At 32.2% G+C, this 15,183-nt stretch carries 13 protein-coding genes; 6 read left to right on the plus strand and 7 right to left on the minus strand.

What is annotated here, in order from left to right:
• Positions 1–147: 147 nt before the first annotated feature.
• From HN894_11140 to HN894_11160, 5 genes are all read left to right on the plus strand, one after another.
• Entirely contained in the window at positions 148–306 is a 159-nt protein-coding gene (locus HN894_11140) for a hypothetical protein (GenBank protein MBT7143882.1), read from the plus strand.
• A 364-nt stretch (positions 307–670) separates the two neighbouring features.
• Positions 671–1,654, plus strand: a complete 984-nt coding sequence (locus tag HN894_11145; GenBank protein MBT7143883.1) for an aspartate-semialdehyde dehydrogenase — start codon at positions 671–673, stop codon at positions 1,652–1,654.
• 31 nt (positions 1,655–1,685) lie between these two features.
• Positions 1,686–2,945, plus strand: a complete 1,260-nt coding sequence (locus HN894_11150) for an aspartate kinase (protein MBT7143884.1) — start codon at positions 1,686–1,688, stop codon at positions 2,943–2,945.
• A gap of 117 nt (positions 2,946–3,062) precedes the next feature.
• Entirely contained in the window at positions 3,063–4,235 is a 1,173-nt protein-coding gene (locus HN894_11155; protein MBT7143885.1) for a T9SS type A sorting domain-containing protein, read from the plus strand.
• 11 nt (positions 4,236–4,246) lie between these two features.
• Complete coding sequence (locus HN894_11160) at positions 4,247–5,581, plus strand: T9SS type A sorting domain-containing protein (GenBank protein MBT7143886.1); 1,335 nt, start codon at positions 4,247–4,249, stop codon at positions 5,579–5,581.
• Positions 5,582–5,671: 90 nt separating this feature from the next.
• On the opposite strand, the gene HN894_11165 is transcribed toward HN894_11160, so the two are convergent.
• The 7 genes from HN894_11165 to HN894_11195 form a co-directional block, all read right to left on the minus strand.
• Positions 5,672–5,989 carry a hypothetical protein gene (locus HN894_11165; GenBank protein ID MBT7143887.1) on the minus strand — a complete coding sequence of 106 codons (318 nt, stop codon included), beginning with the start codon at positions 5,987–5,989 and terminating at the stop codon, positions 5,672–5,674.
• Positions 5,990–6,033: 44 nt separating this feature from the next.
• Positions 6,034–7,398 (minus strand): 4Fe-4S binding protein, encoded by a 1,365-nt coding sequence (locus tag HN894_11170; protein MBT7143888.1) that lies wholly within the window; start codon positions 7,396–7,398, stop codon positions 6,034–6,036.
• Positions 7,399–7,412: 14 nt separating this feature from the next.
• Positions 7,413–7,982 (minus strand): aminodeoxychorismate/anthranilate synthase component II, encoded by a 570-nt coding sequence (locus HN894_11175; GenBank protein MBT7143889.1) that lies wholly within the window; start codon positions 7,980–7,982, stop codon positions 7,413–7,415.
• A 252-nt stretch (positions 7,983–8,234) separates the two neighbouring features.
• Complete coding sequence (locus tag HN894_11180) at positions 8,235–9,014, minus strand: hypothetical protein (GenBank protein MBT7143890.1); 780 nt, start codon at positions 9,012–9,014, stop codon at positions 8,235–8,237.
• Positions 9,015–9,776: 762 nt separating this feature from the next.
• Entirely contained in the window at positions 9,777–10,922 is a 1,146-nt protein-coding gene (locus HN894_11185; GenBank protein ID MBT7143891.1) for an acyl-CoA dehydrogenase, read from the minus strand.
• Positions 10,923–11,014: 92 nt separating this feature from the next.
• Positions 11,015–11,971 carry a hydroxyacid dehydrogenase gene (locus HN894_11190; protein ID MBT7143892.1) on the minus strand — a complete coding sequence of 319 codons (957 nt, stop codon included), beginning with the start codon at positions 11,969–11,971 and terminating at the stop codon, positions 11,015–11,017.
• Positions 11,972–11,992: 21 nt separating this feature from the next.
• Positions 11,993–14,011, minus strand: a complete 2,019-nt coding sequence (locus tag HN894_11195) for a tetratricopeptide repeat protein (protein ID MBT7143893.1) — start codon at positions 14,009–14,011, stop codon at positions 11,993–11,995.
• Between the two features lie 136 nt (positions 14,012–14,147).
• Here HN894_11195 and HN894_11200 point away from each other — a divergent pair, with 136 nt between their 5' ends.
• Positions 14,148–14,912, plus strand: coding sequence for a class I SAM-dependent methyltransferase (locus tag HN894_11200; protein MBT7143894.1), 765 nt, complete (start codon positions 14,148–14,150; stop codon positions 14,910–14,912).
• The last annotated feature ends 271 nt before the right edge of the window (positions 14,913–15,183 follow it).

The raw sequence follows: 15,183 nt of genomic DNA on the forward strand, positions 1-15,183 counted from the left end.
ATTAAGACAAATTTATAAAAAAATTAACAAGGAGTAATCTTACGAATCATTTCGGCAAGTAGTTCAAATTAATATGTTGCACCGGTTTTTCTTACCTTTGTACAAGATATAAAAACTGAAAGGCATACCTTCATGAATAGCATTTTTATGACAGTAACATTTGTGATAGGAACAATTTTGGTGATGCTTGTTAGGTTTTTAAGCGATAAGTTTGGATTGATTTTTACATTTAAAATGTCAGCTATTGCTGCGATTTTATCTATATTTTTTGTTTTTAAGCTTCCGAAAGGATTGTATCCCCGCTAAACGAAAATTGCATCTTCGCTTTCAATCCTTTGTAGAACAACATTTACAATGAAATAAAACAATATAATATCCGCTTCACACCAACGGAATTGATGGTAAATATAATAAACCATTAATAGTTAGAAATATTTCAAGAATAAATTATTGAATAATTATTATCGTATAAAAGCCGAATGCTTTCAAAAAGAACCTAAAATCCGCCAGGATTTAATTTAGTGTAAATAAATCAGAAAATTAGACATTTTATCACAACACTGTAAAGTGATTAAAAAATTAGTGAAATTCGCGTAATTCGTGGATAAGGAGAATCCGTTTGCGGATTTAAGGAAGAAATACTTATTTTGCCAAGTGAAAAATATAATATATGAAAATAGCAATTATTGGAGTAACAGGACTTGTTGGGAGTGTAATGTTAAAAGTTCTTGAGCAGAGAAACTTTCCAGTAGGTAAATTAATTTTAGCAGCTTCGGAAAAATCTATCGGCAGGGAAATGGTTTTTAAGAATGAAAAAATTAGAGTTTGCTCAATTGATGAAGCAATTTTGCAGAAACCCAAGATTGCTTTATTTTCGGCAGGAGCCAAAGTTTCGCGACATTATGCTCCGAAATTTGCTGCCAGCGAAACCGTAGTTATCGACAATTCCTCGGCTTGGCGAATGGACCCCAAAATAAAACTTATTGTTCCTGAAATAAATGCTCATCTGTTAGCAAAATCAGACAAAATAATTGCAAACCCAAATTGCTCAACAATTCAATTGCTTGTCCCACTTTTAGCTTTGCACAAGCAATATTCGATTCGGCGAATTGTAGTTTCCACCTATCAATCGGTGAGCGGAACCGGTGCCTCGGCTCTCAAACAATTAGAAAGTGAAAGGAAGAATATTGATGTAGAAAAGACTTACCCTCATCAAATTTATAAAAATTGCCTTCCTCACTGCGATGATTTTACCGAAAACTTTTATACGAAAGAGGAAAATAAATTGGTGAACGAAACCCAAAAAATACTTGATCCAAATATAAGGATTACTGCAACAGCGGTGCGAGTACCAGTAGTTGGCGGGCATTCCGAATCTGTGAACGTAGAGTTTGAAAACGATTTTGAAATTTTAGAACTAAAACAAATTTTGCAAAATACGCCAGGTGTAAGTGTGATGGATGAGCCAGAAAAAAATATTTATCCAATGCCAATTTTAGCAGAAGGTAAAGACGAGATTTTTGTGGGAAGAATAAGGCGGGATTTTTCGCAGGATAATTCATTGAATTTGTGGATAGTAGCTGACAATTTAAGAAAAGGTGCTGCAACAAACGCCATACAAATTGCCGAACATTTGATTGAAAATGTGCTGTGAAAGTTTAGGATTTCGATAAAAAAGAGAAAAAATGATTGTTTATAAGTTTGGAGGGGCTTCTGTAAAAAATGTAGAATCTGTAGTAGGTTTGAAAAATATTGTAGAAGCCTGCAATGAAGATTTGGTAGTTGTGATTTCAGCAATGAACAAAACGACCAATGCCCTTGAAGAATTGGTTGAAAAGTATTTGAAGAATGATGCAAATTTCAATGAAAAATTTGATGATATTATAGATTATCACATGAAAATTGTAGATGGCTTATTTCCTGAAAATCACCCAATAAAAGATGAAATATTAGAAATTTCGGAAAAGCTATTAAATTTAATTTCCAAACCTACACCTACCGATTATAATTTTGCATATGATCAAATAGTATCTTTTGGCGAAATATTTTCAACGAAAATTGTTAGCGAATATTTGAAGATATTTTTCCCATGCGAATATGTCGATATCAAAACATGTTTAAGGACAGATAATTGCTATGGCGAAGCCAATGTTTTGTGGGAAAAATCGGAAAATCCTATCAAAGATAAATTCAATTTTTCCAATTCAAAAGTTTGTGTAACACAGGGATTTATTGCCTCCGATGGCGAAAATTCCACCACACTTGGTAGAGAAGGCTCAGATTATACTGCCTCAATTTTGGCAAACATTCTTGATGCAGAAAAAATGGTGGTCTGGAAAGATGTTCCAGGAATTTTAAATGCTGATCCAAAATGGTTTGATACTACCGAAAAACTAAGTCATATTTCCTATAAAGAAGCCATTGAGCTTGCATATTACGGGGCAACCATAATTCACCCAAAAACAATAAAACCTCTGCAAAACAAGAATATTCCACTTTTTGTAAATTCATTTTTATCACCACAAGAAACCGGAACAATTATAGATAATCGCTCAGAAGAAGATTCCTTGATTCCATCATTTATTTTTAGAATAGACCAGGTTCTGATTTCAATTTCGTCGCGAGATTTTTCTTTTGTTGTTGAAGAAAACCTGAGCGAAATTTTCAGAACTTTTGCTGATGCTAATATCAAAATCAATTTGATGGAAAATTCTGCAATTAGTTTTTCTGTTTGCATTGACAATGATTTAACTAAAGTTGAAAAATTAATAAATATCTTAAAAGAAGAATACAAAGTTTTGTACAACGAAAATGTCGAATTAATAACTATTCGATATTACAATCAAGACACAATAAACAGAGTTCTTCATGAAAAAACTATCTTAATTGAACAAAGAAGCCGATTTTCTGCCCGTTTTGTTGTGAAACCGGCAGATTTGAATTAGAAAGTTCTCATCTAAAGTTTTAACTTTGTTATGAATTAATTTGGGAATTATTAAAACAAAATTGATTTTTTTCTTGAAGGAGTATGTATTAATGTTATGAAAACTCAATAAAACAATATGAAAATAAATAAAACAATACGATTATTAGTTTTAGTAACATTCAGTTTCAATTTGTCGGCTCAAACAATTGATGACTTAAATTTTGGAACAGATTCTACTTTGGAAATCGTTTCATGGAATATCGAATGGTTTCCAAAAAACGGTCAGACAACAATCGATTATGTCAGGCATATAATTGAAGCTCTTGATGTGGATATTTTGGCATTGCAGGAAATTAATGAAGAAACCGAATTCAATCAATTAGTTGATAATCTTACAGGATATGACGGACATTTTGAAAATAGCGAATACTCGGGGCTGGCATATATTTACAAACCCGACAAAATTGAGGTTTTAAGCATTCACGAAATATTGTTTACATCGGAATATTGGCGGCCATTTCCGAGACCTCCTCTAATTATGGAAATAAATTATTCAGGTGAGAATTTTATTTTAATAAACAATCACCTGAAATGTTGCGGCGACGAAATTCTTGACCTTACAGATCCTTGGGACGAGGAAACTCGCCGCTTCGATGCTTGCAATTTGTTGAAGCAATACATCGATTATTATTTTGAGCATGACAATGTTATTTTGCTGGGCGATTTGAACGACGAAATTGCAGAAAGTCAGGAAAATAATGTGTTTCAAGCATTGATTGACGATACAACAAACTATTTTTTTGCTGATATGGAAATTGCTCAGGGGAACATTTCTGAATGGTCTTATCCTTCATGGCCTTCACATATCGACCATATTTTGATTTCCAATGAACTTTTTGATGAATTCAATAATGAGTATTCTGATATTCAAACAATTAAAGTTGATGATTTTCTGGCAGGCGGTTTTTCCGAATATGATAGTTATATTTCCGATCATCGCCCAGTAGGACTAAAATTGAAAACAAATTCGAATGTTGGATTCAACAATTTGGTTTCTCACGAAGAGAAATTCATAAATTATCCTAATCCATTTAAAACCAGCACAAAAATCCTTTTTAGTCCCGCTATCGAAAATGCAGAAATTGAAATATATAATTTTGCCAATCAGAAAATTGCTGATTTCGAAATTGCTAAAAATCAATCTTCAGTAGTTTGGAATGCAAAGAATTTCCAAAATGGAATATATTTTGCAAAACTAATTGTAAATGAGGAAGCTACCCAAGTCAGAAAAATGATTTTACTTAAATAAAACTAATAGCCATGAAAACAAAACTTAAACTTTTAAGCTTGCCAACTCTGATTTTTATAATAGTAATTTGTTCATTTTCAGGGCAAGCACAAATTCCCAATCCCGCCCTTGTTGGTTATTTCCATAATTGGAACATTTCCGGTGCTCCTTATATTGATTTAGACCAGATTGACAGCAGATATAATATTATTGAAGTGGCATTTGCAACGCCTCAAGTCGGAACTTATTACGACATGGAATTTGCACCCAGTCAGGTTTCGCAATCGCAATTTATTTCACAAATTCAGACAATTCAAAATCAGGGGAAGAAAGTTCTGATAAGCATTGGCGGAGCAACAGCTTACGTAAAATTGAACAATCTGACTGAGCGCGATACATTCATTAGCACAATGAACAACATAATAAATACCTACGGATTCGATGGAATTGATATTGATTTGGAAGGAAGTTCAATTTATGTTACAGGAGGTACTATTAACTCTCCAATAGACGCACACTTGATAAATCTAATAGATGCAATTAAGCAAATAATGCTTGACTACCATATTTTAAATGGCAAAAAACTATTGCTAACAATGGCTCCGGAGACAGCCTATGTACAGGGCGGGCAGTCTGCTTTCGGAAGTATTTGGGGTGCTTATCTTCCAGTTATTCATGCCCTAAGAGATTCTATTGATATTCTTCAGGTGCAGTTGTACAATACAGGTTCAATGTTGGGAATCGATGGAAATCTGTATGGCCAAAGTACTGGAGATTTTATTGTGGCTATGACGGAAGCAGTAATTCAGGGATTTAACACTCAAGGTGGACAATTTACTGGGCTTCCAGCAAGCAAAGTAGCCGTTGCACTACCGGCTTGTCCATCAGCGGCGGGCGGTGGTTATACAAACTCAAATGTTGTGGAAAATGCAATAAATTATTTGATGGGAAATGGAACGCAAGTAGGGGCATATTCTCTGCAAAACTCTGCAGGTTATCCCGATCTTGCAGGAATGATGACTTGGTCGGTAAATTGGGATGCGGCAAGTAATTGTGGCGGTTCGTATCAATATGCCCAGATTTTTGATAACATTTTTGGAGGAACGGTTGGCTCAAATGAAATGGGAATTGATAATATCAAAATTTATCCAAATCCGGCTGAAGATATTGTCAATGTTTTGACTAACAATACTTGTGAAAAAACATATGTTGAAATAATTAATCTTGATGGAAAAATATTATTTATGCAGGCTTATAATTTTCAATCTGAAATTGCTTTGGATATTTCATCCTTGCAAAAAGGAGTGTTTTGTTTAAGAATATCTACAGATTATGAAATTAATCAATTTAAGCTGATTAAATATTAGAATTGATACTTAATTTATTTTCCCGCAGAAAAAAATCAACAAAAATCTGTGTAATTTATGGGAGAAAAAAAGTGAAGCCTCCTTCCAAAATCAATACATAAAATTCATTTTGGATTTTTTTCGCCAGCCAGCCTGATTTTCATATTTTACGAAAAATATCTTTATGTCAGCTTGATTAGCATAATCTACAAAATAGATTTTTTTTTCAGCCTGATTTGCGTATTTTGTAAAAAACCATTTACCGTTGTTTTTTCCTGCTTGATTTTGGTATTTTACTTTGTAAACTTTCAGGTCGGCTTGGTTTTCATATTCCACCACATAAACTTTTACATCTGCTTGATTTGCATAGTCAACTGAAAATACTTTTTGAGATTTAGCAACACTTATTATTGCTAATATTCCTAAAATCAGAAATGTTATTTTTTTTATTTTCATAGTTTAATAATTAATACTCATAAGAACTTCCTTGCAGTCAACGAAATTAAAAATATTCCTGCATAAATCAAAATCCCAATAATTGAAATTATCCGAGAATAATTATTGTTGAATTTTTGTTTTCGAACAATCAACAATGATAAAATAATACCTCCAGCAGAAAGTAAGATTGCAATTGTTCCAATATATGGAGAAAGTATTGATAAAAATCCATCATTTAGCAAATCTGGGTTTTGCTTTATTTGCTGTGCCGAATCTACGCCAATTGGGTCTGATATTGCAAATTTCCAGTAAGGGATTCGTGATGTGGTTTTAAAAATTGTCTTCAGTAAGTGCATGCTTGCTGTTATTGGCAAAATTGCAATTACAAGTTGTGTGAGCGAATTTTTGAAAGTTTCTTTTGCAAAAACTTTTTTTAATAGCACCAGAATTGTGTAGAAAAAAGTTGGAAAAACGAAAAACAATACAAAGGCTTTTACTGTTCCTTTATAATTTCCTTCGACACCTGAAAATTGGTTAATCCAGTCTGGAAAAGCCATTAAGAAACTTTTTGTAACTTTCCATTCCGATAGAATCTCATATACAACAAAACCACTTAAAATAATAAAAAACGAAATTTCTGCCCAGGAAAGTTTTATTTCTGTAAATAAATCGGCTGCAAATTTTCGTTTTTGAATGGCAATATTATTTCTCGTGCAAGATTTATGGCATTGACCACATAAAATACAATCCCTATTATCAGAAATATTTGCTGGATAAAGCTCAGAAGTGCACGACCGGCCAACAAACTTGTAATGATTGTTTTTGCTGATGCAATCTTTGCTACTACAATTCTTGCAAATTTTTACCTCTTTAACCCTTAGTTTCTTGAATGAAAGCAGTGAATATAATCCCAGCAAATGTCCAATCGGGCAAACATATGTACAAAATGTTCTTTTTTCCCAAATATATCCAATCGCTATTGCAGCAAAAAATAGAATAAGCAGATAGATTGCCATAACATGCGGAATGCGATGAATTGCTAAGGTGTGAATCCCAACTATTAAAATTAGTATATAAAACAGAGTAATTATCCAACCCGATTTTAAAAGATTGTTTGGTTTTTTTCTTAATCCAATTTTTCCGAAAAAAGAAGTAATCAATTCCATTGGGCAAATGGAGCACCAAAACCTACCGAAAAGTATAGCTGAGACAATAATTAATGGCCACCAATAAGACCAAACTATAAGAGTAGAAATATTCGTGTTTCGTAGGATTTTTACAAAATTTTTATCATCGTTTGTAATCCCGAATGCCCCTAAAATTAAGAGTGCAAAAACTAACAATGTTAGGATTTGCAATGCAACTAAAAAGAAGCTTTTTTTGAATAATTTGTTTATCATGTTTTCAAAAATACTTACGAATATTTTATCCAATTCTCTAAAATCTCTTTTCCATATTCTGTCATAATTGATTCCGGATGAAATTGTAAACCTTTTATATTTAATGTTTTATGACTAATCCCCATTATTCTATTGTCTTCATCTATAGCTGTGATTTTTAGTTCGTCAGGAAAATTTCGATCATTAGCAGCCCAGGAATGATATCTGCCCGACAAAAATTTCTCAGGAATTTCTCTAAACAAAATTTCCTTTTTGTCTATTACAATTGTATTTTTTTGAATTCCATGATCAGGTTCTTTAAGATTTTTAAGTTTTGCACCAAAATATTCGGCAATTGCCTGATGTCCAAGGCATATACCAAGAATTGGTTTTAATGACGAATACATTTCTATAATTTGGTTTAACTTTTCTAAGTCTGAAGGCAATCCGGGTCCCGGAGATAAAATTATTCTATCATATTGTTCGAGACTATCTATCTGAACAAGATTATATCGCACAACTTGAATTTCATCAGCAAATTGCTCCAGAATATGAACCAAATTGTATGTGAATGAATCGAAATTGTCAATTAGAGCTATGTTCATGTGATGTGCTACAACAGTTTTGCTTAAACTGAAATTATTATTTAAAACTGAAAGCAATTAATTCGAAATTGATTATTACAGTGTATATTAACTGGCATTTTTCAATATATTCAAGAATGACACCAGCATAAATTATATATTCAAGTCTATAATTTCAATTTCAGAAATATTTTAAAATCGTCAAAGTTGATGGTTGCAATCTTCTTGATATTATTATGAAAGAAAATTGAAACAATCTCAATATCGTACACTTTATTCCCTTTTGGTTGATCGCTTTTTAATTCTTTCCTTAAATGGCATATTTGTAGTATATACAAAACTTATTGTCCCCCAAGTTGTTTCATAGTTTTCATATGGCTTATTACCATTCTCATCAACATAATTTGTATTAAAAAGATTATATAACTTATGTCTGTAAACTATTGAAAATGAGTTAAGGTAACCGTCTTTTTTTCGATCAATTCCTATGCCTATACGCATATCAAGACCTTTACTATTTAGATTATTAATATCCTCATTTACAGTTTTTGGATATTTCCATATTTGTTTGAAGATGTCAAATGTTCCAACTTTTTGCCTATATCTTATACCAATGTCATATGAGCAGCCTATCAATACAGTTGGTCTAATTTGTTTCTTATTATATTTGCCAAGTTTTATTTTTAAATCAAGTGTTGGACTTATTCCTGTAATTGTATGTAAAGTGGCACTACTACTATTCAAATTATGAACTAAAAAGGCATTATTTCTAATAGGAATTTGAAATCTAAAATCAATAGGGAAATTTTCGTTCGTCATTACTAAAGTAGGACCGAATGCAAAATTTCGAGGTTGGAATCTTAAAAGTGGAAAAAAAGGAAAAGTAAGATCTATTTCGTCATCCCCATCAAATAATTTTGTATTAACGCCAAAAGCAGCATCGTCATTATCAATTAACTTGAAATCAAAATTCGTTTTCTTCTGAGCAAATAGGCTTGTTCCTATTATAAAAAAAACAATAATTGTGATTAATTCTTTTTTCATTTGATTCATACACTTTGTTTTTATTGCTTACAATTCCAGATAAGCTGTTTCAAATAATTTGAAATAAAAAAAGCGTGGAACTGCAACATATGGCTTAGAGTTTCTGGGAAACCTGTGAATGCAAATAAGTTGAGTCCAAACCTTTTGGTGCGAACATCATTACTTACTCTCTTGCATTCACTAAAAAAAATATAGATTTCTAAGACAAGTAAAAAGTTGACGCTGTTTTTAATATTTTATGTTAATAATTCACATTAATCATATGCAAAATCTCTTAAATTTATATTATCTATTTGCAAGTTGATATCAACACTTCCTGAATAATTCCAAGTTCGAGCTTCTTCTTTTGTATTTTTTGTTGATTGAGATTTTACGATCATGTCATTAAATTCATCTGTTTTATGCCTTAAACTATGTAACCAATTTAGTAAATCTAATATGTAGTCGGAGTTTAATTGTTTTTTATCAATCGTAATTACAAACTGTTTTTTTTTTCTTTTATATCTAATGGATTATTTTTCATAATACTTTTATTCTTGCTTTTTGAATTTCTCCTAATACTTGTTCTAAAAATTCATGATAATCAATATTTCTAACAATATTGCTCATTTACTGCATTTTATAATTATGAAACAGTAGTTTCAGTTTTACTGCGTTCAGTATTTTTGAATTGTGAAACAATTGTTTCAGTTTCTTCTTTAATCTGCTCAAATTTAACAAAATAATAAAGCTTATTAATGCACTAAATTGAAGTTGCAATAACAAAATCAATTAACAACCAATATGTCGAGAAATCACCAATCTTTGAATTTCTGATGTTCCTTCACCAATTTGTAGAAGTCGTTGGTCGCGATACAATCTTTCTATGTCGTAATCTTTCATCAAGCCATAGCCACCGTGAATTTGAACTGCTTCGTCGGCTACTTGTTTGGCAATTTCGGAGCAATAAAGTTTGCACATTGCACCTTCTTTTGCAAACGCTAAATTATTGTCTTTCAGCCAACATGCTTTATAGAGAAGTGTTCTGGCAAGTTCAATTTTTGTTGCCATATCTGCCAATTTGAAAGCATTTATTTGAAATTTTGAAATAGCTTTCCCGAATTGTTTTCTTTCCTTGGAATACTGCAATGCCAATTCGAAGGCTCCTTGAGCCAGGCCAAGGCCAATTGCTGCAATCGACAATCTGCCATTGTCTAAGGTGCTGAGCATAATTTTTGAGCCTTCTCCAATTTTTCCAAGCAAATTTTCTTTTGGAACTTTGCAATCGTCGAAATACAATTCGGCGGTATCGGAGGCTCGCCACATCATTTTTCCGTGCATTTGCGCTGTGGTGAAACCTTCAGTCCCTATATCGACAAGAATTGTTGAAAATATTTTTTTGCCATCAACTATATCGGTAACAGCCTGAACTGATGAGCCAAGCGACAATTCCGATGAGCCATTTGTAATGAATATTTTACTTCCATTAATTGTCCATTCACCGTTTTCGAGTTTGGCCTTGGTTTTTGTTCCTCGAGAATCTGAGCCGGCATCGGGTTCGGTCAGCCCAAAACCCCACAAATGATTGCCTGTACAAAGTTTTGGCAAATATTTCATTTTTTGCTCTTCACTGCCAAAATAATATATTGGTCCTATTCCGAGAGAATTGTGGGCTGCAAGTGTTGCTGCTTGCGAACTGTCAATACGTGCCATTTCTTCAACAGCAATTATGTATGATAAGGTATCCATACCTCCGCCGTCATACTTTTCTGGTAAATACATTCCGAATAAACCCAATTCACCAATTTTTTTGGTAAGCTCAATAGAAAATTCTCCTTTCTCGTCCAAATCTTTGGCAAGTGGTTTTACTTCTCGTTCAGCAAAATCTCTAACTGTCTCTCTAATAAGCTTATGCTCTTCACTTAAATTAAAATCCATTTTGTTGTTTTTGTTTTTTGTTTCAAAATTTTGAGGGTAATAATAGCTAAAAATTCTAAATTAGTAAAGGATAAAAATCAAAGTTTGAAAAATTAAACGCAAAATTTATCCTTTTTACAATACTCAATTATTTTGTCTGCCAGAATTTCTGACAGCTTATAGTTCGATTCGTGGGTCAGTCCGGCAATATGTGGGCTTAATATTACATTTTCAACGGAAGTTAAATATTTCAATTCTTCCTGATTTTCAGAATTGTACAATTCCTCGAAAGTGATTTTTTCATATTCAAGAACATCAAGACATGCTCCGGAAACTTTCCCTGTCTTAAGATTTCCTACTAAATCGGAAGTTTTTACAATTTTCCCTCGAGAAGTGTTTATCAAAAAGATTTTTTTCTTAAATTTTTTCAAAAAATCATCATTAATCAGGTATTCGGTTTCCTGAGTTAGTGGAATATGCAAACTTAAAATATCGGCATATCTGAAAATTTCGTCTATAGATTTTTCTTTTGCAAAATCATCTGAAAAGCCAAATTTATATTTATCGTATGCAAAAACCTGCACTCCAAAACTGCTCAATCGTTTTGCTAAAGCCGAGCCTACATTTCCGTAGCCAATAATTCCAATTGTTTTGCCCATCAACTCGATTCCACGGTTGGCTTCTCTTTGCCAAATTCCATTTTTTATTTGATGAAATGCAGGAACAATATTATTCAAAACAGACAAAAGCATTCCGATTGCCTGCTCTGCCACCGAATTGCAATTGCCTTCAGGCGAATTAAAGCATTTTATATTTAGTCCTTCTGCAAATTTTACATCAATATTTTCTAAACCAGAACCTACTCTGCCAATGAATTTTAGCTTTTTCGCTTCGTGCAAAATTTGCTTGTCTATTTTTGTTTTGCTCCTAACTATCAGTCCGTCAAAATCCCGTATAGTTTTTAGAATTTCTTCTCTTTTAATTTTGGGATTATATTCACAGGAGTAGCCAAAGTTTGTGAATTTTTCTATTAAAATATTGTGAATTTCGTCTATTATTATGATTCTCATAAATTAATTTTTCAACTCTATTTAAGATTTTCTGGACTTTGGGATAGAAACAGTAAACTTGCTGCCCACATTCGGCTGACTTTCTACCTGTATTTTCCCATTATTTTTTGTAATAAATTCTTTGCATAAAATTAAACCCAAGCCTGTACCTTTTTCTTTCGATTTGCCGATGGAAGAATTTTTAACCTCAATTTTAAACAGTTTTTGAAGGTCTTGCTGGCTCATCCCAATACCCGTATCTTCAATCGAAATCAGGTTAAATTCGTTATTTTCTTTAATAAAAATTGAAATATTTCCGTTATCAGGAGTAAATTTTATCGCATTCGACAAAATATTTCTGAAAACCGTAGCAATCATATTTCTATCGGCAAAACTAATATGAGTTTTGGTTAAATGTTTACTCAAAGTAAGGTTTTTCTTTTCTAAGTTAAGTTGTAATAGAGAACAAGTGTCTGAAATAACTTCATTAATGCTTATTTCAGACGGATTGAAAGGCATGGTTCCTCTTTGAGAAATTGACCAATGCAGCAAATTTTCGAGAAGATTGTGAGTTAGGTTCGCCGAATTGTTAATCGTATTAATAATTTTGATTTTATGTTCGTCGGATAGTTCAGAATAATTGTTTGCAAGAAGTTCAGAGACCGACAATAGTGTCCCGAACGGGTTTTTCAAATCGTGGGCAATTATCGAAAAAAACTTGTCTTTTGTTGCAATCAGAATTTCGAGTTCTTGCTTTTTTTCCGACAAAAGTTTGTTAGTTCGCTTTTTAAGTAAATATCTGTTGAATGTAATAATCGCAATTATTAGAATTAATAAAGTGCTCAAAATCAGGAAATTTCGATAGTGTTTCTGAATTTGGCTTTCCTTCCGGAGAAGCTCATTTTCTTTTTCTTTTTTCTGAGTATCGTACTTTACCTGCATATCGGCAATTTTTTTCGAGCTTTCAATTGTAAATAAACTGTCCTTTTTTGCAGTGAAAAGTTTGTGATATTTCAGAGCTAATTCAAATTCTTTGGCATCATTATACAGCACAGAAAAATAATAATATATTTTGTAAATATTTTCGGGAGAATTGGTTTCTTTTGCGTAGAGTAAGGCAGTGTCAAGATACTGCACAGATTTCTCAAATTCATTTTTCATGTAGTACAACTGGGCAATATTGCATATCAGTTTTGAAATTCCTCTTGTAAATCCAAGGTTTTTTTTAATTTCATACGATTTTGAAAAGTACTTCAGAGCATTTTCTTCATCGTTCATTGCCGAATAGATAACCGCAATATTTCCGTACGAACCTGAGGTATAAAACGGATCGTTCATTAGTATGAAATAATCGTTTGCTTTGAGGTAATATTTCAATGCCTCAGGATTGTTTCCAATGTTTTTATATACATTTCCAATATTGTTGTAACAAGCTGCAATTCCGATAGTATCGCCATTTTGGATAGAGAATTCTAACGAAAGTTGGAAATTCTCAATTGCGAGTTCGTTTTTATACAACTGGCAATAATAATTACCCAAATTGTTGTATGCAACCTGAATTTGTCCATTGTCTGAAACCGATTTTGCAATTGTTAAGGATTTTTTTAAATATTCTTCGGCAAGCTCAAAATTTTTCAAAAACTTATAAACTTCGCTTAAATTATTGTAAGAATTTGTAACTCCGGCTTTATCGTCTATTTCTTCATTAATTTCCAGTGCTTTCAGATAGAATTTTATCGCATCTTCGTATTCATTCAAATTATAATATCCATCGCCAATATTATTGTATGCAATAATTTCGCCCTTTTTGTTTTCTAATTTTTGCGATATCTTCAAGGCTTCTTTTGCATATTCTATCATTTGTGTAGGCTTCATCAAAGAAAATCTTTGAGAAAAACTATTCAAAAGTTCTAACTTTTCCTTATCGGACAATTCATCAGATTTTGTTTCCAAAATATTGGAATTTATGCTGTCGGTATTAGCAGTTTTTTGAGCTATAGAGAATTGACAAAAAAATATGAAAAATGCTATAACTAAATATTTTAGAAAATTATTTATCATTTATTTCATTTTTTTTAGCTACGAAATTAAACAATTAGCACCAAAAACAGAACTTTATTTCTACATTTACATTTTGGAAGTATGAAATAGAATAAAAATAGTTTAACAGTTTTGTAATATTTTGAAAATTAAAACTATGAAACAATGGTATGAAGAGCTTTTTGAGAATTACGGAAAGAAATACGATAAAGAAAGTTTCACTCAGGGAACGATTGGCGAATGCGATTTTATTGAGAAGGAAATTGGAAATAAATCGGCAAATATTTTGGACATAGGCTGCGGTACAGGGCGGCATTCCATAGAATTATCGAAACGTGGATTTCGCATGACGGGGATAGATTTGTCGGAATCGCAACTCAGGCGCGCAAAATTCAAGGCTGGGGAACAAAATCAGAGTATCGATTTTCAAAAACATGATGCCAGAAATCTTCCTTTCGAGAGCGAATTTGATGCAGCAATTATGATTTGCGAGGGAGGATTTCCATTGATGGAAACTGACGAGATGAATTTTCAAATTCTAAGCAATGCAGCTAAAGCCTTGAAACAAAATGGGAAATTGATTTTTACAACTTTAAATGGTTTATTTCCGCTTTTCCATTCTGTGAAAGATTTTCTGGCTTCCGAATCTGAGGAAGGAAATGCTACCTACAATAAAAACTCTTTCGATTTGATGACTTTTCGCGACCATAATCTTACCAAATTTTCTGACGACGATGGCCTGGAAAAAGAATTGAAATGCAATGAAAGATTCTATGTACCACCCGAAATAACCTGGCTACTGAAATCTGTCGGTTTTAAAACAATTGGTATTTTCGGTGCACGACTTGGAGCGTTTTCGAGAAAGCATAAACTTACTACCAACGATTTTGAAATGTTAGTTGTAGCCGAAAAAGGACACTGACGCACCATTTGTTTGCGAATTTGAATCATGCCAAAACTGTTAAACATAATTTTATATTAATAGTCGTATTTAATCAAAGTAATCATTATTAAGAATAAATTCGTAGTACAATTTGTGTATAGTACAGATTATGTACTATATATTTATAATAGATAAATAATATATATACGTAGTACGCAACAAGTACTATACAGTTATAGTACTATTGTAAAAAGCAGTAATACAGCTTTATATGAAACCTAAAAAAACTATATATAAATATAATTATATA

This window comes from Bacteroidota bacterium, from assembly GCA_018692315.1.
Taxonomy (GTDB): Bacteria; Bacteroidota; Bacteroidia; order Bacteroidales; family JABHKC01; genus JABHKC01.